Here is a 20,689-nt window from a genome sequence, read left to right on the forward strand (position 1 = left end):
ATGAAAGAAAACTTAACTATTCTCTTGGCACCAGATTCTTTTAAAGAAAGCATGACGGCAAAAGAAGTTTGTGAAGCTATGGAAAGAGGAATTAAAAAGGTCAATAAAAGCATTAATTGCATACATGTACCAATGGCAGATGGTGGGGAAGGAACAATGCAATCCCTAGTTGATGCTACAGGTGGAAATATATATTACTTAAATGTGGTTGGTCCATTAGGAAATGAAGTAAAAGCATCCTATGGCATTTTAGGTGATGGCGAAACGGGAATATTAGAGATGGCCAGTGCAAGCGGTTTGCATTTAGTGCCTATACAGAAAAGAAATCCGCTAATAACCACAACTTATGGTACCGGACAATTAATAAAAGCTTGCCTAGATTATGGAGTAAAAAAACTGTTAATAGGTATAGGTGGTAGTTCAACTAATGATGGCGGTGCAGGAGTTATTCAGGCTTTGGGTGGAAAGCTTATGGATAAAGGCGGAAATGAAATTGGCTTTGGTGGTGGGGAATTAAGTAACCTTGCAAATATAGATTTAGTTGATTTTGATCCAAGATTAAAGAATACTTTAATAGAAGTAGCTTGTGATGTTAATAATCCATTATGTGGTGCTAAGGGTGCTTCAAATGTGTTTGGATTGCAAAAAGGAGCTACTTCACAAATGATAGAAGAATTAGATATTAACCTAAGGCATTTTGCTAAAATTGTTAAGGAACAATTAGGTAAGGATATTTTAGATGTTCCAGGTGCAGGAGCAGCTGGAGGACTTGGAGCAGGCCTTATGGCATTTTTAAATGGTACTCTAAAAAAGGGTATAGAAATAGTTATTGAATATACAAATTTAGAGGAAAAAGTGAAATTAGCAGATATGGTTTGGACTGGTGAAGGAAGCATAGATTTTCAAACTCAATATGGTAAAACGCCTTTAGGGGTAGCGACGGTGGCAAAACGATATAACAAGCCTGTAATAGCGTTTGCTGGAAGAGTTGGTGAAAATATAGACGTATTATACGATAAGGGCATAGATTCTATATTCGGTATTGTAAGAGAATTAACAACTTTGGAAGAAGCTTTATCAAACGGTAAAGAAAATATAGAGAAAACTGCTGAGAATGTAGTAAGATTAATGAATCTAATATAAATTGGAGGCAAAAATTATGGAAGTAATTAATATTTTAGGTACTGGGAGTGCTATGGTTACAAAATGTTATAACACTTGTTTTACTATTTCAAACGGGAAAGAACATTTTTTGGTGGATACAGGTGGAGGAAATACTATACTTTCAAATTTAGAAAAATTAGATATTGGTATGGATCAAATTCATAATGTTTTTATATCACATAGACATAATGACCATATTTCTGGTATTATATGGGTTATAAGGGCTGTGGCTCAGCAAATCATCAATGGAAAATATGATAATAATTTGACGATTTATTGCCATAAGGAAAATATTGATGCAATAAATACAATTTCGGATCTACTTTTAGATAAGAAATTTACAAAATATATTGGAACGAGGATAATATTTCGTGAAATTAATGATAAATGTAAATTATCTATACTAGATTGGAATATAAAATTTTTTGATATTAGAAGCACAAAACAACTACAATTCGGGTTTAGTACAATACTTAAAAATGGTAAAAAGATAACTTTTTTAGGTGATGAGCCTTATAATGAAAAGTCCTTTGAATATGCAAATAATGCAGATTATCTTTTTCATGAAGCCTTTTGCTTGTTTTCACAAAAAGATATATTTAAGCCTTACGAAAAACATCATGCTACAGTAAAGGATGCATGTGAAAATGCATCTCGATTAAATGTAAAGAATATAGTTATGTATCATACTGAAGATAAAAATATAACCCAGAGAAAAAAATTATATACTGATGAGGGTAGAAAATTTTATTCGGGAAATATTATTGTTCCTGATGATCTAGATATTATTGAATTGTAAGCATAAGTAGTTTTTTTAATCCATTTAATGCTCTAAAAGAAATAAGGCATTCTTCACCGTTTACCATATGTGCAATCCGCCTTGTTACATCTATTTCCTTAATATTGTTTATGTTTATTATATATGATTTATGACATTTATAAAATGTATTAATATCTAACTTGTCTTCAATTTCTTTAACCTGTGAATTAAATTCAAATTGTTTATCAATAGCATGCAATATGATTTTGTGTTTGTTTTGTGAAGTTTCAAAAAATAAAATTTTATTATATTCAACATTTATTATTTTATCATTAAGCTTAACATTAAAAATTTGTCCGAGTTTTGTAGCCTTCGCAGAATATCTTTTATTAGCATTAATAATGCATTGATATATTCTTTCATTTACAGCATGAAAATCATCTTTTATAATATAGTCCATAGCTTCTATTCGGTATTTAAATATGAGAGGGGTCATCTCTTCATGGGTAGTAATAAACACAATAAAGCCACGGGGGTCATATTCTCGTATCTTTTCTGCTAAAATTAAGCCATCTATATCAGTATTTAAATTAATATCTAAAAAATACAATCCGGAAGTTTCATTATTAGTTATGTAATCTAAAATACTGTAAGGATTTTCTGTAGACAGCGCTACTTCCATGTCAAAGTTCTCAATGATTATAAAGTTTTTTATGATTTTTGTAAACTTTTTTCGTAGCAAATCATTATCTTCACAAATAAATACCTTAAGCATCCCATCAACTCCTAAAGATTGTCTATTTTAATATTTTGGATAAATTCATCATCCTTATTTAATGTTTCTATAGTGATGTTATTATATTTTCCTAAAATTTCTTTGAGACTATTAAGACCTAATCCTCTGGTTTCACCCTTGGTGGAAAAACCTTTTTGAAACATTTTGTAAATAGGTGGCATTTCTTCTGAATAATTGTTTATGATAGTAAAAAAAATCGAACTACTTCCATAAAAAATAGCGATTTTAAGGGAAGGTTTATCACATTTTACATTGGCTTCAACTGCGTTATCAATTAAAATGCCAATACATCTGCAAAGATCTACAATGTCCATATTAATTTTTTCTACTGATTTGGGTATGTCTATAAGTACATCAATGCCGAGTTCCTGAGCTCGTATGAGTTTAGAGGAAAGCACGCCTTTTAATTCTGGGAGTTTTATATTTTTTAATAAACCTAATTTATAATTGTTTGATTCAATACCTTTGCTTAAAGGCAAAATATTACGATTAAAATGTTTTTCAAGTCCATCCATGTCTTTTTCCTCTATATAACCAACCATAGTGGAAAGAATGTTTATGTAATCATGCCTAAAAGATTTCATGTCTGTATATATCTTTTCTAAGCTATCAGTATATTGCTGCAAGTTTTCAAATTGAATTTGCTTATTTTTATATTCTAAATCTTTAGTAATACTTTTAATTAGTACATACATAATTATCAATAAAATTATTAAATAGCAAAAAAATAATATTAAATTTATCTTTATTATTTTGTTAGTGCTACCATTGTTAGGTTGTAAAATCATATTTGTGTAAAAAATTGTAAGCGTTAATATTAAAGTTAAAAGTATCAATAATCCATTTTTAATATTTAAAATCATAGTGTTTAGTTTAACTTTTTTGTTTATTAAAATGCCTAAAAATTTACTAAAGGCAAATACTAATGTAAATTCAATAACAAAAACTATTAAATAAATTGACATACTATTTACTGATTTGTTTAAATTCATTCCAAAAATATAAATGCAAATGTAACTTATTAAATATTCAAAAACTATGGTAATAATAAATGAAAATATGCATAAGCAAACACTTTTTATTATGTTCTTATTGTTTCCATAAATAAAAATAATGGGTATAACGATCTCTGGAAATACTGCTATAAATTGACCTTGTTGAAATGCAATTACAGAAATAATTTCTGTGATTATTATCATTAATATTAGCTTATTAATTACTATTTTATAGGAATTTAAATTTATTATAGAACAATATATTATTAAAATCGAGGCTAATGTTTTTATTGAACCGTGCATATTTGATTAAAGCCACCTTATGTATAATTTTATCATATTATATCATATTATGAACACATACTTACTATATTTTTCACGGTAAGTACAAGAAAATATACGTTTAGTATTTTTACAGATTATACTAATAAATTTATCGTATAATCTGTAATAGGATTATATGATGAATTTATTAGTAGGCAAAATCTAAAATAGTATTTAGATTTTACTAAGGAGGTGGAAAATTGAAGCAAAATTTATATAAGGGCATATTAATATCTATTATAATTACTATATTAAGTCTTGATTATTTTTTTGTTCTAGGTTGGGTTAGTTTAGAAAGATATAAAATGTTTATTATAATTGTTAATTGCTTATTTAGTATATTTGTCACTACATTTATACATGGACTAGGACATCAAATATTATTGATTATTTTAGGAATGAAATCCTCTGTTTTCTCATGTTATCCAGTTCTTTTAATCAGGAAAAATAACAAATGGTTCATTAATATAAATTTTAAAATTGATACTGATATAGTTGGATTTATTATACCTAACATCCACGTTATTAGAGATTTACATGATTATAATTCAAACTTAAGAAAAATAGCTTTAGCTACTTTAGCGGGTCCAATTACTAGTATTTTATTAGGAATAGTTTGTTTAATATTCCCAACAAATATAGTGGAAATTATTTTGCTAAAAAAAATATTAGGAATAACATCATTATTTTTAGCAATGCTATCTTTAATTTATGGAGATGGATCTATCTTTTTATTATTGTTAACTAACAAAAATTATGTTTTAAAATCATTAATGTCTTTTAATAATTATTCTAGTAATTATTTTAGTAATAATTATTTATATAAAGTTGCAGAGGATTGCTTTGAAGAAATAGATTTAAAAAATATTGATGAAAAAGCTCTCCTTCAATTCGAAATTCAAAGCTATCTAATCTATAATTCTGTTTTAAATAACAATAATAATTATCCTCAGATATTGAAAAAAAACATCGAAAATTTTTCAAACGTGGAAATAGAACTTGAAAATTTAAAACCAGGAATAATATTGTATATTCATACAGTAATACTATATCTTACTTCAGTTGAAAAGAATTTTGATTTAGCTAATAAAATATATAATTTATACTTTTTAGAACATGAAAAAATTCCAAATGATAGTTATTTGCTGCAAAGATCTAGATATTTTTTGGGACATTTGATGTCTTTAGAACAAATAATAAATATGTTGGATAATTATTTTGAATTCACTATTAGTGAAAATTATAGCCTTATTGAAAAAAAATTAATAACTCAATTTTCAAGGGTGAATAACTAAAGAATGTTAGAATTACTATTGAAACATAATTAGCAAGATGAATTAAAATTGCCTTTGTAGTAGACATTAAATTCATTTCATTATAATATGTAAAATTTATAGTGGATACCCATTTTATAGTATATGATGATATAATATGACTGTGAATTGTTTGAAAATTTTAATCAGGATGGAGGAAAAATATGAAAAAAGTAATAAAATTATTAGGTTTACTACTTTTATTATCAATAACGTTTGTGGGGTGCAGTAGTTCTGGTGGAGATAGTGATAAAAAGGTTGTTTCTGATGGTAGTAGTGGTAAAAAAGTTGCAGAGGAATTTGTGAAAGGTTTTTATACAGTAGATTCAGAGGAAGTTGCTAAATATGATGAATTATCAAAAGCCCAGGGTACACAATTTGCAAACACTAATGATTCAGATGAGGTAAAAAAATCTGAGGAATATCAAACGTCTATACAATCCCTTGTTGATAAAACTACAAAACCATTAATGACAGAAAAATCATATAAAACTCTTGTTATTAACAGAGAAAATATTATGAATGTAGAAGCTTGTTCAACAAACAATTTTATCATGGAAGTTACTGGTGTCACTTTAACAAAGGATTCCGATGATAATCAACAAAATACAGAAATATATAATTATAAATCTAAGCTAAAATTTACATCCAGTAAAGATAAAAGCGTACAGTCAGACACCGGTGAGGGACAAATAACACTTTCAAAGGAAGGAACGCAATGGAAAGTTTCTACCTTCGTTATAACTGCTAGGCCAAAGTTAGTAGTTGGAAAATAATGCATGATTTAAATGGAGGGAAAATTTAATTAAAGAGAGTGGGATGAGTTTTATGAAATGTCCTTATTGTAATGAGAATGCTATTTCCCCATTTAAAAAATTAACATATGAAAATATTAAGTGTAATTCATGTGGGAAAATAGTACACCTTTCTAACCATTTTTCAAAGCCTTTTATTAATTATTTGAATCAATTATTTCCTTCAATTTAATATTCTCATTAATAAATCTAGCTTCACTTTTTTCTTTTTTAATTATTATAGCCTTCTGTGGACAATTTTGAATACAAGCCAAACAATGTTGACAATTATTTTTGAAAACTGGCTTGTGTTCTACTTTTATATTATCCACAGGGCAGACCTTTTCACATACTTTGCATCCATTACAATTGTTCCCCACAGAAAAATTTTTCTCGAAATTAGTGTTATAATGTTTTTCTAATTGTTTTCTAATAAATTCCATAATATTAGAGCCTTTCTTAATATATTTATTTCCAGCCTCTATATCTTTAATTATTATCATAAGATTTTCCTCTATTTTTTTCTTAGCTTGTCCTTGAATCTGCTTATTCATATCAAAACCAGGCAGGTAGTTGTCAACCATAAGTATTTCTTTAATATAAGAAAATTTGAATCCATTTCTGCTGCCAATTTCTAAAAGGTGTGCTGATGCTGAGCCAGAAAAAGCTCCATAGGTTGCTACTCCAAAAATATATTTACTTTTAATGTTCACCTTATTTAGAAATTCCTCAACAATTTTAGGAACACCACCATTATATATTGGAAATACTATACCTATTTTTTCATCTTCAAAATCTAAACTATTTTCCTTTAGTAACTTAGGAATTGAGTAGTATTCTCCACCAATTTTCTTTGATACATACAAACTATTTCCAGTTGATGTAAAATATAATATTTTCATAATTTTCCCCCTAGATTTTAGCGTTACAATTGTAACGTATCGATTAATATATTATAATACAGTATACAAAACATTGCAACGGTATACATATAAAGTGTTACAAAAGAGGGGATATTGTTTATGATAAATAAGAACTCACAAAATGGGATAACAAAAGAAAGTATTTTTACTGCACTTATGATTTTAATGGAGCAAAAGAATTTTAACGAAATTTCTATTACAGAATTAGCCAAAAAAGCAGGAGTTTCACGGATGGCTTTTTATAGAAACTATAATAAAATGGAAGATATTATTACCAATTATCTTGATGAATTTTTAGAAAACTATGCTAAGCGAATATTAGGTAGTGAGAAAATTGATAACTACGAAAGTGTACGAATTTATTTTGCTTATTTTAGAAAACAGGATAAATTAATAAATAATTTAAATAATTCAAATTTAAATTATTTAATACTTGAAAGATGTACTGGATTTTTTCATGTATTATTCCAGAATAGTGTATGTAAAAAGTCACATTTTCCAGAGAGAGACAGATATACTATTGAATTTTTAGTAGGAGGGCTTTATAAAGTATTAATTGAGTGGGCTAATAGTGGAATGAAGGAGAGTGATGAGGAAATGTCAAAAATTATATGCGATTTAATGAATGAATAATATTAAAAAATTATACGTGTGATTTTTAACCCCTGCACCAAAATCTTAATTTGTAACTAGTATTTAAAATCTGGCAACTACCTTTTAATTGTATCCATACATTTTGATATTTATTAATTTTGAGATATTATGTAGTAAATTATTAAATATATGGGGGCTACGAGTTATGGAAAATTATGAACTTAACAAAAATCTCGCTCAGATGTTAAAGGGCGGAGTTATAATGGATGTAATTAATGCAGAGCAAGCAATCATTGCAGAAAAAGCGGGGGCTTGTGCGGTTATGGCGCTTGAAAGGGTACCATCAGATATAAGAAAAGAAGGCGGCGTGGCAAGAATGTCAGATCCTAAAATGATAAAAGAAATACAGGCAGCTGTTTCAATACCTGTTATGGCAAAGGTTAGGATTGGGCACTTTGTGGAAGCTCAAATACTTGAAAGTCTTAAAGTAGATTATATAGATGAAAGTGAAGTATTAACGCCAGCAGATGAAAGTTTTCATATAAATAAGCGTGAGTTTAAAGTTCCATTTGTATGTGGAGCAAGAAATCTTGGAGAAGCTCTAAGAAGAATTGGCGAGGGCGCTGCAATGATAAGAACAAAAGGTGAGGCTGGAACTGGGAATGTGGTTGAAGCGGTAAGACATATGCGGTGTATGGTTGACGAAATAAAACGAGTTAAAAGCGCTGATGAGCAAGAACTTATGAGTCTTTCTAAAGAATTTTCAGCACCCTATGATTTAATTAAATATGTATGGAAAGAAGGAAAACTTCCAGTTGTAAATTTTGCAGCAGGTGGAATTGCAACGCCAGCAGATGCAGCACTTATGATGCAACTTGGTTCCGAAGGAGTTTTTGTTGGTTCAGGAATATTTAAATCTTCCAATCCTGAGAAAAGAGCAAAAGCAATAGTACTTGCTACAACTTATTATAATGATCCAAAAGTACTTGCGGAAGTATCAGAAGACTTAGGAGAAGCTATGGACAGCCTTGAAATAAAAGATTTAAATGATAAATATTCGGAAAGAGGCTGGTAATATGAAAATAGGTGTCCTTGCTATTCAAGGTGGGGTAGCTGAACATAAACATCATATTGAGGCCTTAGGTCATACCTTTGTCGAAGTTAAGAAAAAAGAACAACTTGAGCATATTGATGGATTAATAATGCCTGGTGGAGAAAGTACGGCAATTGGGAAAATACTTGAAATTACAGGAATGATGCTAACAATTAAAAATAAAATTTTATGGGGTCTCCCAGCATGGGGAACCTGTGCAGGCTTGATTCTTTTAGCAAAAAAAATTGAGAATGAGGATAAAAAGTTTCTAGGAGTCATGGATATAACGGTGATAAGAAATGCCTATGGTAGTCAGATAGATAGTTTTACAAGCTCTGGGATAATAAAAGAAATTTCCAAAATCCCTATTCCATTTGTATTTATAAGGGCACCATATATAACATCGGTAGGTGAAAATGTAAGGGTCTTGCATAAAATAGATGGAAATATAGTGGCGGCAAGGCAGGGGGATATTCTGGCTACTTCATTCCATCCAGAACTTACTGAAAATCTGGAGTTTCATAGATACTTCATCAATATATGCAGAAAAACAAAGCAATGAAAACAAGTGGCAAGCTTGTCACTTGTCACTGTCTCTTAAGTGTCACTGCTTATTAAGGCTTGTCACTTATTTTTGAACAACTTCTTCCATAAATTTATCCAAATACGTTTTATTTGAGAGTTTAGATTGAACTCCTTTTTTTAGTTTGTCTATATTTTCAAAAGATGAAAGGTTTACGCCATACCAATTTTTAAGTGAACTTCTTGAAATTGTGTAGGTAATATCGTTAAAATTTAGATTAAGAGACTCTAGGTTACCAACAAGTACAAAGTTTACAGTGGCGTTGTAAATTATAGCTTGTTCAAGCTTTTTCTGTTCAATACTTGAAGCTTTTACATCGTAGTTGATTTCAACTGCAAATGTTTCAGGATGAATGGAAAAAGATTTTTTTATGTTTGAAAGTGGTAGATTATTATTGATATTTATAATGTTACTATTGTTACCCATGTATTTAGTTTTATATATTAACACATTATTAAAATCTTGAGTAATCGCATCTGTGTCATTTGTAACATTTTCAAGATTATCGTCACTAAACTTAGGAATTAAATATAATTGAAAAAAAGTCATTCCAAGTATGACCGCTATTATTGATATAATAATTACAAATTTTGCTTTTTTCATATTACTAATACCCCATATTTTTAGTTTTACGCCAACTATATTATAATGTATATTCAAGTTCTTGACAATTTATTTTCAAAATTGTTTCTAATGTTTAAGCAGAAGTAACTTTATATATGTTGAATTGAAACTTTCTTTCATCATGTTTTGCCTAGATTAGTAGTATTATGGTATGATTTATTATAGTAACAATATAATAAAACTTGAGAGGAGGAGTTACGTGAATACAGTTTTGCGTAACGCTAATTACTGTGGAAAATGTAAAGTCAGAAGAATTATTTGAAAGAGCAAAAGTCAGCATTCCTGGGGGCGTTAATAGTCCGGTAAGAGCATTTAAGGACATGAATATGGCACCACCATTTATAGTCAGTGCTAGTGGTAGCAAGATTTATGATGAAGATGGAAATGAATATATTGATTATGTTGGTTCCTATGGGCCTATGATCTTAGGTCACAATATTAAACTCGTAGGGGACAAATTGAAAGAACAGATAGATAAATCATTGAGTTACGGAGCACCAACTAGACTTGAAGTTGATATGGCAGAATTAATTAAAGAAATAGTGCCATCTATAGAAATGATAAGGATGGTTAATTCAGGAACAGAAGCAACCATGAGTGCCATAAGGGTTGCAAGAGGTTATACAGGTAGAAACAAGATTGTTAAATTTGCAGGCAACTATCATGGACATGAAGATAGTCTTTTGGTAGAAGCAGGTTCAGGAGCACTTACTCAAGGAGTACCAAGTAGTAGTGGGGTACCCAAAAGTGTTACAAAAAATACTATAGTTGCAGAATATAATAACATGAAATCAGTGAAAAAAATATTCCTTGAATATGGAGATCGTATTGCAGCAGTTATTATGGAGCCGGTTTCAGGGAATATGGGTGTAGTTCCAGCAACTCAAGAATTTATGGATTATGTAAGAAAGATAACTAAGGAATATAAAAGTCTTCTTATTATAGATGAAGTAATGACAGGTTTCAGACTTGCGCTCTCCTGCGCTCAAAGTTTATATAAGGTTGAACCTGATATTACTTGTTTTGGAAAGATAATAGGCGGAGGACTTCCTGTTGGAGCTTATGGTGGTAAAAGAGAAATAATGCAGTGTGTATCACCAGTAGGGCCTGTATATCAAGCGGGAACTCTTTCAGGTAATCCACTTTCAATGACTGCGGGGCTTGTAACGCTGAGATATTTAAAGGATAACCCAAGTGTTTATGCAGAACTTGAAAGAAAAGGAGAAAAACTTCAAAAAGGAATTGAAAAAGCAATAGAAGATTTCAATATAGATGCCACAGTAAATAGAGTTGGCTCCATGATGACGCTTTTCTTTTCAAAAAAGAAGGTCATGAGTTATGAAGATGCTAAAAAATGTGACACAAAAATGTTTGCAAAGTATTTTAAAGCTATGCTTAATTGTGGAGTGTATTTGCCACCAGCTCAATTCGAAACTTTTTTTATATCAAATAGCCATAGCGATAAAGACATAGACAAAACCATTGAATGTGCAAGAACAGCGCTTGAAACAGTGACAAGTTAAGGAAATTTTGACTTAGGGCAAAATAAAAATTTAATTGGGTTTTCTGCTGTGGCAGAAAACCTTCATTAACTTGTCACTTGCCACTATGTGTGAACTATTTCTGCAGCTTTTTCTTATTTTTCACAAATATCAGTACAACATAAATTCCAGCAAAAGCACTTCCTACTGCGGAAAATACAAGGATAAATTTATCATAGAGAACAATGGGATTTTTACTGAAAGCAGAGGTTAAAATTTCTTTTGAAGCTACAGTATAACATGTGTCAATGGAACTAGTATTAATAAATTCTGCTTTATCACTAGGTGTATGAATTTTAGATGTATCATCATCGCAAAAAGTAACAGCATTAATGCCAAGACTTCTAAAAGGGCTATGATCACTGGCATCTTGAAACATTAATTTATATTTTATATGGCTTTCACCGCAGATATTTGACACTTCATTTACTAAAGGTGTATTAGTATTGTCTTTTTTTGCACCCATAATAGAAAGTGGCACTGAACTACTTCCACCTATCATATCAAAATTAAATACTTTACCATCTTTTATTCTTGAATAATAGGTTTTAGCAAAGGTAGAAGAGCCTTTAAAACCATATTCTTCAGCATTAAAACCAGCAAAAATTATATCTCGATCCGGTGTACCAAGAGATTTTATATATTTTGACATCTCTATAACAAAACTTATTCCGGAGGCATTATCCAAAGCTCCTGAATAGATATTTCCAGAGAAATCTTCACCCATGTGATCAAAGTGTGCCGATATGACAATTGGAGGAAGAGATGGATCTCGTCCACTTATATATCCAAGTACATTATTTATCTTTGCTGTGTTTTCTCTGTAAGGTATATAGCAGTCTACATTATTGTCTTTGCTAAGATAATCTTTAATGGATTTAAGTACATCCTTTTTTACAATGATTAACAAAGCTAGTTTGCTATTTGCATCAAAAGAACTTCTAAAAGAAATTTTATCATCTGTTGGAGCATAAAACACACAAATATTATTGCCTGATACTATTTTTATAAAATCATTATTTATATTTGTGGAGGAAGCCTTGGAAAAGCTAATATGATTTTGTTTAAAGGATAAAGTATCTTCTTTAAAGTCTTTATTATATTGAAAACTTTTTATTACTTCTCCACTTTTGTCAAGTATTCTTAGGCAGGGTAGTCCATCAATTTTTTGTGGATATACAACATTAAAATCTTCATAATATGTGGCACTAAGTGGCATTATACCTGAACTTTGAAATTGGGACTTAATATATGTGCTGGCAAGTTCATTTTCTAAAGTTCCAGGCATTCTCCCTTTAAATGCATCTGAGGATAGGTAGGTAATATTACTTTTAACTTGTGCAGAATTGAAGTGATATGTAAAAATAAATTTTTGAATACTGTATGCAAAAAGTAACAATGATAGTATTAAAAATGCAGTTATTATTTTTTTATTCACGATAAAACTCCTAACGGTTTATTATTTCTCTAATCATACTATGCGTAAAAATGATATAATATACTTATATCTAACTCAACTTTTGCAGCTGGGAGAATTAGAAATGTATTTTTAAAGAGTTTTATCAATAATTTTCATGAAAAACTTTATCTAGTATGTCTCTTTATTTTCAATGTGTTAAGCTGGGTATTTAATTATCAGGAGGATTAAAATGACAAATATAAACCAGAGATTAGCTGAGGAGCTAAAAATAAGTGTGAAACAAGTTAATAGTGTGGTAGAGATGCTTGATGAGGGAAGCACTGTACCATTCATAGCTAGGTATAGAAAAGAAAGAACTGGCGGGCTAGATGACACTTTACTTAGAAACCTATATGAAAGGCTTATATATATTAGAAACTTAGATGATAGAAAATTAGCTGTGATTAAATCTATTGAAGAGCAGGGAAAATTAACAGATGAGCTAAAAGAAAGCATTAATAGAGCAGTGATTCTTACAGAGGTGGAAGATTTATATAGACCATACAAGCAAAAAAAGAGAACAAGGGCAATTATTGCTACGGAAAAAGGACTAAAACCATTGGCAGAAACTATTTTTAGCGGGAAATTAGATGAAAATGCTGAATTAAAGGCTAAGGAATTTGTTGATGAAGAAAAAGGTGTGAATTCAATTGAAGAAGCACTGCAAGGTGCTAGAGATGTAATGAGTGAAATAATTTCTGATGAAGCAGAATACAGAAAATGGGTGAGACATTATGCTAAAAAAGAAGGTATTATTGAGACTTCTGGAAAAAGTAATGAGCCAACGCCCTATGAAATGTATTATGATTATAAGGAATCAGTAAGTAAAATTCCTCCTCATAGAATTCTTGCAATAAATAGAGGGGAAAAGGAAAAGATATTATCTGTAAAAATAACTTGCAATAATGATAAAATAATTGACTATTTAAAAACAAAATGTTTAAAAGGTAATCAATATGCAGATGAATTAATAGAGGAAAGCGTTAGGGACTCATTAAAGAGGCTTATTTATCCTTCAATAGAAAGGGAAATTAGATCTGAACTTTCTGAAGTTGGGGAAGATGGTGCAATTAGCATATTTAAAGCTAATTTAAAAGCACTTATGATGCAATCACCTATCAAAGGAAAAGCAGTTTTAGGTTATGATCCAGGGTTTAGAACTGGATGTAAGATAGCAGTGCTTGATGATACAGGAAAGCTTTTAGATACAGCAACAATATATGCAACAGCACCTCAAAATGATGTTGAAGGTTCCATTAAAGTTCTGAAAAAGCTTATTTATAAGCATAATGTAGGGATGATATCACTTGGAAATGGTACTGCAAGTCGTGAATCAGAAGAGATAGTAGCAAGACTTATAAAAGAGGTTAAACAAGAAAAAGGCATGGAACTATATTATGTTATAGTTTCAGAGGCTGGAGCATCTGTATATTCAGCATCTGAGCTTGCAAGCAAAGAGTATCCCGATATAAATGTATCACTAAGAGGAGCAATCTCCATTGGACGAAGACTTCAAGATCCACTTGCAGAGTTTGTTAAGATAGATCCAAAGTCTATAGGAGTAGGTCAATATCAACATGACGTTAATCCTAAAAAAATGGATGAATCTCTAAGTGGTGTAGTGGAAGATTGTGTTAACAATGTTGGAGTTGATTTAAATACAGCAACACCATCATTACTTTCTTATATATCAGGTATTAATGCTAATATTGCGAAAAATATAGTTGAATATAGAGAAGAAAAAGGTAAATTTAGTAGTAGAAAAGAACTTTTAAAGGTGAAAAGGCTTGGACCAAAAGCTTTTGAGCAATGTGCAGGTTTTTTAAGAGTTATGGAAAGCAAGGAAGCACTTGACAATACATCAGTGCATCCTGAATCTTATAAAGCCACAAAAGAGTTTCTGGAGATATTAGGGTATTCCGAAATAGATATAAAAAACGGGAGTATCGTAGATATAGATAATAAAGTTAAATTTATAGGGCTCGACACACTTGCAGATAAGTTATCTATTGGAACACCAACACTTTCAGATATAATTAAAGAAATTAAAAAACCAGGAAGAGATCCAAGAGAAGATATGCCAAAACCAGTACTTAAAACAGGTATAGTTGATATAAATCAGCTAAAACTAGGAATGGTACTTACAGGAACCGTAAGAAACGTTGCAGATTTTGGAGCCTTTGTTGACATTGGAGTTCACCAAGATGGACTTGTGCACATAAGTGAGCTTTCAAACAAATTTGTAAAGCATCCTTTAGACATCGTTAAAGTCGGTGACATTGTTGAAGTTTCAGTTTTAGAAATAGATGAAAAGAGAAATAGAATATCACTTTCAATGAAAAAATAAAAACATTAAATATGTCAACTTATAAACATTTGGCTATTTCGCAAAGGAGAATAAATTTATGAATTACGAGGAACTAACTAAAATATTATTAGAGAACAGTGACGAAAAATACAAAAAATTTAATTCTAGAATTATACCAGATACAGGAAAATCTTATGGGGTAAGACTACCTATTCTAAAAGATATAGCAAAAAAAATAGCACTTGATGAGGATACTGCTTTGCTTCGTAATAAGCTTAATAGTAGTGATGTATACGAAGATAAATTACTTGAAGGATTTATAACTGCATATTCTGAATATGAAGATACTAGACAAATGCTTTGGTATATAAATAGGCATATTAACAGAATGAACAACTGGTCCCTTTGTGATTGTTTTGTTACATCACTTAAAAAATTAGTATTAGCCAATATTGATGTGTTTTATAAATTAGCTAATAAATGTGTAAAATCAAAAAAACCATGGGTAGTAAGATTTGGGCTTATAATATATGTAGAATACTTTAATGAACAAAAATATTTAGAGGAAATGCTTGCTGATATTGAAAATATATCAATCGATCATTATTATGTAAAAATGGGCGAAGCATGGCTTTTAAGTTCACTTTACATTGTAAACAAAGAAAGAGTAGTAGAATTCATAAATGTAACTGCTATTGATAAGTGGACTATTAACAAGGCTTGTCAAAAAATTATAGAATCAACAAGAGTAAGTGCAGAAGACAAAGTATTTGTGAAATCTTTAAAGAGAAAATAAAAATTATTATAGAATAATAAAATTACCATTGATTTTACAGTGAAAATTAATTATAATTAGATTAAAATAAAATAAAGACAATCTTCAGGGCAGGGTGAAAATCCCTACCGGCGGTTATAGCCCGCGGACCAAATTTTGGTATGATTCGGTGAAACTCCGATGCCGACAGTATAGTCTGGATAAAGAAGATAAACACGTGCTTATTGCGTTTATTAGCCCTAACTTTTTTAGTTAGGGCTTTTTTAGACGCCTTTGTGAAACAGTTGAAACTTATATATTAGAAGTAGACTGATGGATTATAAGCATGGGGAATCGCCAAAAATCTTTGGAGAGGTCAAATTTGGAGGAAAATAATGAAAAATTCAAAATTAAATTTTATGACAAAAGTTGCAATGCTAAGTGTAATAGGGTTTCTGCTTATGTTTATTGAAATACCAATACCAATATTTCCAACGTTTTTAAAACTGGACATAAGTGATTTACCAGCACTTATAGGAGCCTTTATATTTGGACCAGTAGCAGGAATTGTAATAGAACTTATAAAAAATATATTACACGGTTTATTTGTAGGTGGCAGTGCATTCATAGGAGAATTTGCAAATTTCGTAGCGGGAGCACTACTTGCCAGCACTGCTGCATTAATATATAGGAGAAAAAAGACAAAAGCTAATGCGGTTTTTGGCTTAATTACTGGGGTTATTGTGATGTCAATAGGTACATGTATAATAGACTATTTTATAGTATTTCCACTTTATGAAACGCTATTACATTTTCCAGAAGTGGCAGTAGTTGCTATGGGATCAAAAATAAATTCTCATATAACTAGTTTTAATTCTTTTCTTGTATTATCAATATTGCCATTCAACATTCTAAAAGGGATAGTTGTCTCAGTTATAACCATGGCAGTGTATAAGAAGGTTTCACCGTTTATTCATAAAGAAGCCGCTGAAGACCAACTACAAAAAGCAGAGTCAAAAATAAGCTGAAAAGAACAGTTCAAAGTGACAAGACAAGTTAATGAAACTTTTCTGCTAGGGCAGAAAAGTAGATAAAAGAACGTACGTAGATTTGATTTACACACAAATCTACGTACGTTTCATAAAAGAAATTATCCTTTTGAAAGCTTGTCGTTTCCTTTTTCGTTAAAAACATCTTTCCAAGTTTTTTCTGCATAGGGTATAAATTCATGTGCACTTTTTGTTATTTTTTCATGGAATATTGGGTCAGTTAGCATTTTTTCTGCACCAAGATCATCAGGTTTGGCTCCAGTTTCTTTACAAACATGACGTATAACCTCAGTATTATCTATCATCATGCAAGGTCGTAACATATTCTTATTATATGGTTGAATGGATCTCAATTTTTTAAAGAATGGATCCCTAAATGCATCAATAAGATGTCTTCCTTTTAAATTAACTGTAGAAAAATGAGAAAATACACATGGTTCAACATCTTCTTTGGAATTAACATGAAAGTAGTACTTTCCTGCAATACACCCTCCAATATATGGTGCATCATTAAAGAAATCAATTGTGAAATATTGTTTTGAGTCTCTTATTTCTCTGCATCTTTTGCCCAGTAAATCTCTTTGCTGCGCTGTGAGCATCATATCAAAATCATTATCATCACCATTTACAGGCATAAATAAAAAGTACCAGCTCATTTTTGAACCTTTTTTAATAAGCATGTCTGTAAATTCATCACTTACGACAGCATTTATGTTAGTTCTTGTCACAGCTGAAGATACACCAAATAAAATTCCTCTTTCATTAAGCAGGTCCATAGCTTTTAAAACTTTTTTATAAGTTCCCTTACCTCTTCTATCATCAGTATCCTTTTCAAAACCTTCAACTGAAAGCATAGGTATGACATTTCCACACTTTTTAAGCCTGTCCGCTATTTTATCAGTTAAAAGAAGTCCGCTGGTAAATGGTGTAAACATCATATCATCATACTTCTCATATATATCAAGCAAATAATCATTAAAAAATGGTTCACCACCAAGAATTATAATATAATAAATTCCAAGTTCTCTTGCTTCTCCTATTATTCTATCAACTTCTTCAGGTGGTATATCATCTTTTTTGCTAAAACTTGAGGCATAACATCCTTTACAATGAAGTGGGCACCTCATAGATGGACTTATTAACATAACAAATGGAATTCCTGTATTTTCTTTATCCAAATATTTTTGCCTTTTTGGCCCTGCGTACCAATTAGCATTAGCAAAAAAATTAGTAAAAAGTTTCTTTAAACATTTTTTATCAGTATTTTTTAAAATATTCTGAATAAAATCATGTTTTGATTTGTCATTCTTATAGTAGTTATAAACAAAGTCAATTTGAGATAGTGCAAACTCATCTTTTGTTAAGAAACGAATAGCACTAAATATCTTATCCATATTTTCCTCGGGATTTTTATCTAGATATCCCACAATCTTGTTTATAACTGTTTGCTTGGCTACTTTTTCCAAGGTATCTTTTAGTTCCATAAATAATTCCTCCCATGTACATAATCTAATTACTTAAAATAATTACTTAAAATGATTAATCTTCTGTATACAATCTAATAATTTATAAAATGATTCCCCCTCTGAATATAATCTAAGAATATATATTCATTTGCTAATTTGTTCATATGCACCAAATAAATATATTAGTATAATTTTATACCCATTTACATCATTATACAATGTTGATTTGAATTGAATATATCATATTTTTTTTGTGCATATGAACAAAAGTATCTATAGTAATCGTATTCGAAGTTACATAGGATCTATTAAATAAAATATATATTTCTAGGTAAACCAGCAATAAATGGACAAACAAATAAATAAATAAATAAATAAATAAATAAATAAATAAAAAGGAGCTGTTGCACTAAGAAATTAGTACAACAGCTCTATTTTCATTTTGTTAAGAGTTTTAATTTATCACTTATATCTGTTCATTCTCATTTCAGCTTTCTTTTCCAAAGTATAAGAGCATCTTCCTTGTTATCACCGTAGTAGCCTTTTCTAATACCTTCAAGGACAAAACCATATTTGTAATAGAGATTTTGTGCAACAGTGTTTGATGCTCTGACTTCAAGAGTTAGAGCTATAATATCTTCTAAAAGACAAGTTGCTATAAGTGATTCCATTATTAGATTTCCAGCTCCCAAACCTCTAAAGTCTGGATGAACAGCAATATTTGTAATGTGACCCTCATCTAAAATAAGCCACATTCCACCATAGCCAATAACTTGATTATCCTTTAGAATTACAACATATCTAGCAAAACTATTGTAGAGCTCTTTTTCCATAGAATCTTTGCTCCAAGGATCATGAAAACTTTTGTTTTCAATACAAAGTATTGAATCTAAATATTTTTTTTCAAATGGGGCTGCTATCAAATCAATCATTTACATCTTTACCGGTCTTTTCTTCATATTCTCTCTCAGCTTGAGATTTTCTGATATATGTCGGTGCACTAGTGAACAAGTCATCAAAATCACCCTTTAATAATTTTTTAAGGCCAAGCTCACCTAAAGCAGCAGCACGTGCTATATTTAAATGAGTCGGTGCCAATTTAACATCCAGAAGAGAGTTTTCAATATTTTCTTTAAAGATGGATATACCATCACCTATAAAAGTTACAGGTTTATTATATTCTTTGATTAAGGCAAAAAGCTCATCTATGGATATAAGTAGGTATTCAGTAAGCTTTTCAAATCTTACACCATTAAAGACGTAAAGAGCTGTATAAACATTTCCTCTAAGTGCATTTAAAATTGGACATATAATTCCATCTGTATAAGCAAGATTATATGCCAAAGCATCTAAGGAAGAAATTCCAACAAAAGGTTTGTTAGTACCTTGGCTTAAACCCTTTATTGTAGACATGCCAATTCTAAGGCCTGTAAAGGAACCTGGACCTTTTGAAACCACAAAACCATCAATGTCATCTATACTTGTATTTACGTTTTTGAGTAAAGTATCTATAATAGTCATCAAAATAACTGAATGTTGTTTTTTATAATTATAAGTAATTTCTCCAAGTAGTTTATCATCTTCAATTACTGCACAAGAGGCTGCTTGCGTAGCTGTATCTATGCTTAAAATCTTCATAGTGTTATCCCCTCTATATAATTGTATCTATCTCCAACGTGGTTTATTACTATTTTTCTAAAATCAATTCCACGACTGGGAAGCTTTTCAATACTAATTGAAATATGCTCATCTGGTATAAGCTCCTCAATATAACTTGACCATTCGATTATACTAACAGCATCGCTAAATATATATTCGTCAAAGCCAATGGCATAGATTTCATCAGGATCATTTACTCTATAAACATCAAAATGATATAGTTTTAATCTACCAGTATATTCATTTACTATGTTAAAGGTAGGACTGGTTATATATTCATCTATTAAAAGTCCTTTTGCAATGCCCTTTGCAAAATGAGTTTTACCAGTACCAAGGTCGCCATTAAGACATATAATATCACCTTTATTCAAAAGAGAACCTAGTTTTGAACCAAGTTCCAATGTCATACTTTCATTGTTAACTATAAATTCCACAAGAATTCACCTCAATAACATTTTATCCTAAAAAACAAAAAAAGAAAAGAAAGTGG

Annotated in this window: 20 protein-coding genes and 1 riboswitch; of the genes, 11 read left to right on the plus strand and 9 right to left on the minus strand. The window is 30.2% G+C overall.

What is annotated here, in order from left to right; genetic code table 11:
• The gene (locus tag BR66_RS0106375) at positions 1-1,143 is read left to right on the plus strand and encodes a glycerate kinase family protein (RefSeq protein ID WP_026882163.1); all 1,143 of its coding nucleotides are present in this window, start codon (positions 1-3) and stop codon (positions 1,141-1,143) included.
• Positions 1,144-1,159: 16 nt separating this feature from the next.
• Positions 1,160-1,963 (plus strand): MBL fold metallo-hydrolase, encoded by an 804-nt coding sequence (locus tag BR66_RS0106380; protein WP_026882164.1) that lies wholly within the window; start codon positions 1,160-1,162, stop codon positions 1,961-1,963.
• Here BR66_RS0106380 and BR66_RS0106385 read toward each other — a convergent pair.
• A complete protein-coding gene (locus tag BR66_RS0106385; protein WP_026882165.1) occupies positions 1,950-2,699 on the minus strand; it encodes a LytR/AlgR family response regulator transcription factor in 750 nt (249 codons plus the stop codon). The genes BR66_RS0106380 and BR66_RS0106385 overlap by 14 nt on opposite strands.
• An 11-nt stretch (positions 2,700-2,710) precedes the next feature.
• A complete protein-coding gene (locus BR66_RS0106390; RefSeq protein ID WP_026882166.1) occupies positions 2,711-4,018 on the minus strand; it encodes a sensor histidine kinase in 1,308 nt (435 codons plus the stop codon).
• A gap of 221 nt (positions 4,019-4,239) precedes the next feature.
• Between BR66_RS0106390 and BR66_RS0106395 the strand changes: the two genes are divergently transcribed.
• The gene (locus tag BR66_RS0106395) at positions 4,240-5,334 is read left to right on the plus strand and encodes a hypothetical protein (RefSeq protein WP_026882167.1); all 1,095 of its coding nucleotides are present in this window, start codon (positions 4,240-4,242) and stop codon (positions 5,332-5,334) included.
• 182 nt (positions 5,335-5,516) lie between these two features.
• A complete protein-coding gene (locus BR66_RS0106400) occupies positions 5,517-6,128 on the plus strand; it encodes a hypothetical protein (protein WP_026882168.1) in 612 nt (203 codons plus the stop codon).
• Positions 6,129-6,304: 176 nt separating this feature from the next.
• On the opposite strand, the gene BR66_RS0106410 is transcribed toward BR66_RS0106400, so the two are convergent.
• On the minus strand, positions 6,305-7,048 hold the full coding sequence (locus BR66_RS0106410; RefSeq protein WP_026882169.1) for an EFR1 family ferrodoxin: 744 nt from the start codon (positions 7,046-7,048) through the stop codon (positions 6,305-6,307).
• Positions 7,049-7,168: 120 nt separating this feature from the next.
• Here BR66_RS0106410 and BR66_RS0106415 point away from each other — a divergent pair, with 120 nt between their 5' ends.
• The 3 genes from BR66_RS0106415 to pdxT all read left to right on the plus strand — a co-directional run bounded on the left by BR66_RS0106415 (position 7,169) and on the right by pdxT (position 9,318).
• Positions 7,169-7,702, plus strand: coding sequence for a TetR/AcrR family transcriptional regulator (locus BR66_RS0106415; protein WP_026882170.1), 534 nt, complete (start codon positions 7,169-7,171; stop codon positions 7,700-7,702).
• A 166-nt stretch (positions 7,703-7,868) separates the two neighbouring features.
• Positions 7,869-8,738 carry a pyridoxal 5'-phosphate synthase lyase subunit PdxS gene (gene pdxS, locus BR66_RS0106420; RefSeq protein WP_026882171.1) on the plus strand — a complete coding sequence of 290 codons (870 nt, stop codon included), beginning with the start codon at positions 7,869-7,871 and terminating at the stop codon, positions 8,736-8,738.
• A gap of 1 nt (position 8,739) precedes the next feature.
• Positions 8,740-9,318 carry a pyridoxal 5'-phosphate synthase glutaminase subunit PdxT gene (gene pdxT / locus BR66_RS0106425; RefSeq protein ID WP_026882172.1) on the plus strand — a complete coding sequence of 193 codons (579 nt, stop codon included), beginning with the start codon at positions 8,740-8,742 and terminating at the stop codon, positions 9,316-9,318.
• Positions 9,319-9,384: 66 nt separating this feature from the next.
• Here pdxT and BR66_RS0106430 read toward each other — a convergent pair whose 3' ends face one another.
• The gene (locus BR66_RS0106430) at positions 9,385-9,942 is read right to left on the minus strand and encodes a DUF4825 domain-containing protein (RefSeq protein ID WP_026882173.1); all 558 of its coding nucleotides are present in this window, start codon (positions 9,940-9,942) and stop codon (positions 9,385-9,387) included.
• A gap of 251 nt (positions 9,943-10,193) precedes the next feature.
• Here BR66_RS0106430 and hemL point away from each other — a divergent pair, with 251 nt between their 5' ends.
• Positions 10,194-11,486 (plus strand): glutamate-1-semialdehyde 2,1-aminomutase, encoded by a 1,293-nt coding sequence (hemL, locus tag BR66_RS0106435; RefSeq protein ID WP_026882174.1) that lies wholly within the window; start codon positions 10,194-10,196, stop codon positions 11,484-11,486.
• A 94-nt stretch (positions 11,487-11,580) separates the two neighbouring features.
• Here hemL and BR66_RS0106440 read toward each other — a convergent pair whose 3' ends face one another.
• Positions 11,581-12,942: a M28 family metallopeptidase gene (locus tag BR66_RS0106440; protein WP_026882175.1), complete on the minus strand. Its 1,362-nt coding sequence runs from the start codon at positions 12,940-12,942 to the stop codon at positions 11,581-11,583.
• Between the two features lie 211 nt (positions 12,943-13,153).
• On the opposite strand from BR66_RS0106440, the gene BR66_RS0106445 reads away from it, so the two are divergent.
• The 3 genes from BR66_RS0106445 (at position 13,154) to BR66_RS0106455 (ending at position 17,053) form a co-directional block, all read left to right on the plus strand.
• Positions 13,154-15,310, plus strand: coding sequence for a Tex family protein (locus tag BR66_RS0106445; RefSeq protein ID WP_026882176.1), 2,157 nt, complete (start codon positions 13,154-13,156; stop codon positions 15,308-15,310).
• A gap of 58 nt (positions 15,311-15,368) precedes the next feature.
• Positions 15,369-16,067 (plus strand): DNA alkylation repair protein, encoded by a 699-nt coding sequence (locus tag BR66_RS23280; protein ID WP_051624127.1) that lies wholly within the window; start codon positions 15,369-15,371, stop codon positions 16,065-16,067.
• A 76-nt stretch (positions 16,068-16,143) separates the two neighbouring features.
• Positions 16,144-16,261, plus strand: a riboswitch (FMN riboswitch).
• 156 nt (positions 16,262-16,417) lie between these two features.
• On the plus strand, positions 16,418-17,053 hold the full coding sequence (locus tag BR66_RS0106455; protein WP_341350063.1) for an ECF transporter S component: 636 nt from the start codon (positions 16,418-16,420) through the stop codon (positions 17,051-17,053).
• A gap of 122 nt (positions 17,054-17,175) precedes the next feature.
• Here BR66_RS0106455 and BR66_RS0106460 read toward each other — a convergent pair whose 3' ends face one another.
• From BR66_RS0106460 to tsaE, 4 genes are all read right to left on the minus strand, one after another.
• Complete coding sequence (locus BR66_RS0106460; protein WP_026882178.1) at positions 17,176-18,558, minus strand: radical SAM/SPASM domain-containing protein; 1,383 nt, start codon at positions 18,556-18,558, stop codon at positions 17,176-17,178.
• Positions 18,559-19,022: 464 nt separating this feature from the next.
• On the minus strand, positions 19,023-19,472 hold the full coding sequence (rimI, locus tag BR66_RS0106465) for a ribosomal protein S18-alanine N-acetyltransferase (RefSeq protein WP_026882179.1): 450 nt from the start codon (positions 19,470-19,472) through the stop codon (positions 19,023-19,025).
• On the minus strand, positions 19,465-20,178 hold the full coding sequence (gene tsaB, locus BR66_RS0106470; RefSeq protein WP_026882180.1) for a tRNA (adenosine(37)-N6)-threonylcarbamoyltransferase complex dimerization subunit type 1 TsaB: 714 nt from the start codon (positions 20,176-20,178) through the stop codon (positions 19,465-19,467). The genes rimI and tsaB overlap by 8 nt, the downstream gene beginning before the upstream one ends.
• Positions 20,175-20,633, minus strand: a complete 459-nt coding sequence (gene tsaE, locus BR66_RS0106475) for a tRNA (adenosine(37)-N6)-threonylcarbamoyltransferase complex ATPase subunit type 1 TsaE (RefSeq protein WP_026882181.1) — start codon at positions 20,631-20,633, stop codon at positions 20,175-20,177. The genes tsaB and tsaE overlap by 4 nt, the downstream gene beginning before the upstream one ends.
• Positions 20,634-20,689: the final 56 nt, after the last annotated feature.

This window comes from Clostridium akagii DSM 12554 (assembly GCF_000686725.1).
Lineage (GTDB): Bacteria > Bacillota > Clostridia > Clostridiales > Clostridiaceae > Clostridium_I > Clostridium_I akagii.

What these genes read in the sequence shown, in the direction of transcription:
- BR66_RS0106460 (WP_026882178.1), bottom strand. Translation starts at nt 18,558, where the DNA reads ATGGAACTAAAAGATACCTTGGAAAAAGTAGCCAAGCAAACAGTTATA.
- BR66_RS0106445 (WP_026882176.1), top strand. Translation starts at nt 13,154, where the DNA reads ATGACAAATATAAACCAGAGATTAGCTGAGGAGCTAAAAATAAGTGTG.
- BR66_RS0106380 (WP_026882164.1), top strand. Translation starts at nt 1,160, where the DNA reads ATGGAAGTAATTAATATTTTAGGTACTGGGAGTGCTATGGTTACAAAA.
- BR66_RS0106415 (WP_026882170.1), top strand. Translation starts at nt 7,169, where the DNA reads ATGATAAATAAGAACTCACAAAATGGGATAACAAAAGAAAGTATTTTT.
- pdxS (WP_026882171.1), top strand. Translation starts at nt 7,869, where the DNA reads ATGGAAAATTATGAACTTAACAAAAATCTCGCTCAGATGTTAAAGGGC.
- rimI (WP_026882179.1), bottom strand. Translation starts at nt 19,472, where the DNA reads ATGATTGATTTGATAGCAGCCCCATTTGAAAAAAAATATTTAGATTCA.
- BR66_RS0106390 (WP_026882166.1), bottom strand. Translation starts at nt 4,018, where the DNA reads ATGCACGGTTCAATAAAAACATTAGCCTCGATTTTAATAATATATTGT.
- pdxT (WP_026882172.1), top strand. Translation starts at nt 8,740, where the DNA reads ATGAAAATAGGTGTCCTTGCTATTCAAGGTGGGGTAGCTGAACATAAA.
- BR66_RS0106400 (WP_026882168.1), top strand. Translation starts at nt 5,517, where the DNA reads ATGAAAAAAGTAATAAAATTATTAGGTTTACTACTTTTATTATCAATA.
- BR66_RS23280 (WP_051624127.1), top strand. Translation starts at nt 15,369, where the DNA reads ATGAATTACGAGGAACTAACTAAAATATTATTAGAGAACAGTGACGAA.
- BR66_RS0106410 (WP_026882169.1), bottom strand. Translation starts at nt 7,048, where the DNA reads ATGAAAATATTATATTTTACATCAACTGGAAATAGTTTGTATGTATCA.
- BR66_RS0106375 (WP_026882163.1), top strand. Translation starts at nt 1, where the DNA reads ATGAAAGAAAACTTAACTATTCTCTTGGCACCAGATTCTTTTAAAGAA.
- tsaB (WP_026882180.1), bottom strand. Translation starts at nt 20,178, where the DNA reads ATGAAGATTTTAAGCATAGATACAGCTACGCAAGCAGCCTCTTGTGCA.
- BR66_RS0106430 (WP_026882173.1), bottom strand. Translation starts at nt 9,942, where the DNA reads ATGAAAAAAGCAAAATTTGTAATTATTATATCAATAATAGCGGTCATA.
- BR66_RS0106385 (WP_026882165.1), bottom strand. Translation starts at nt 2,699, where the DNA reads ATGCTTAAGGTATTTATTTGTGAAGATAATGATTTGCTACGAAAAAAG.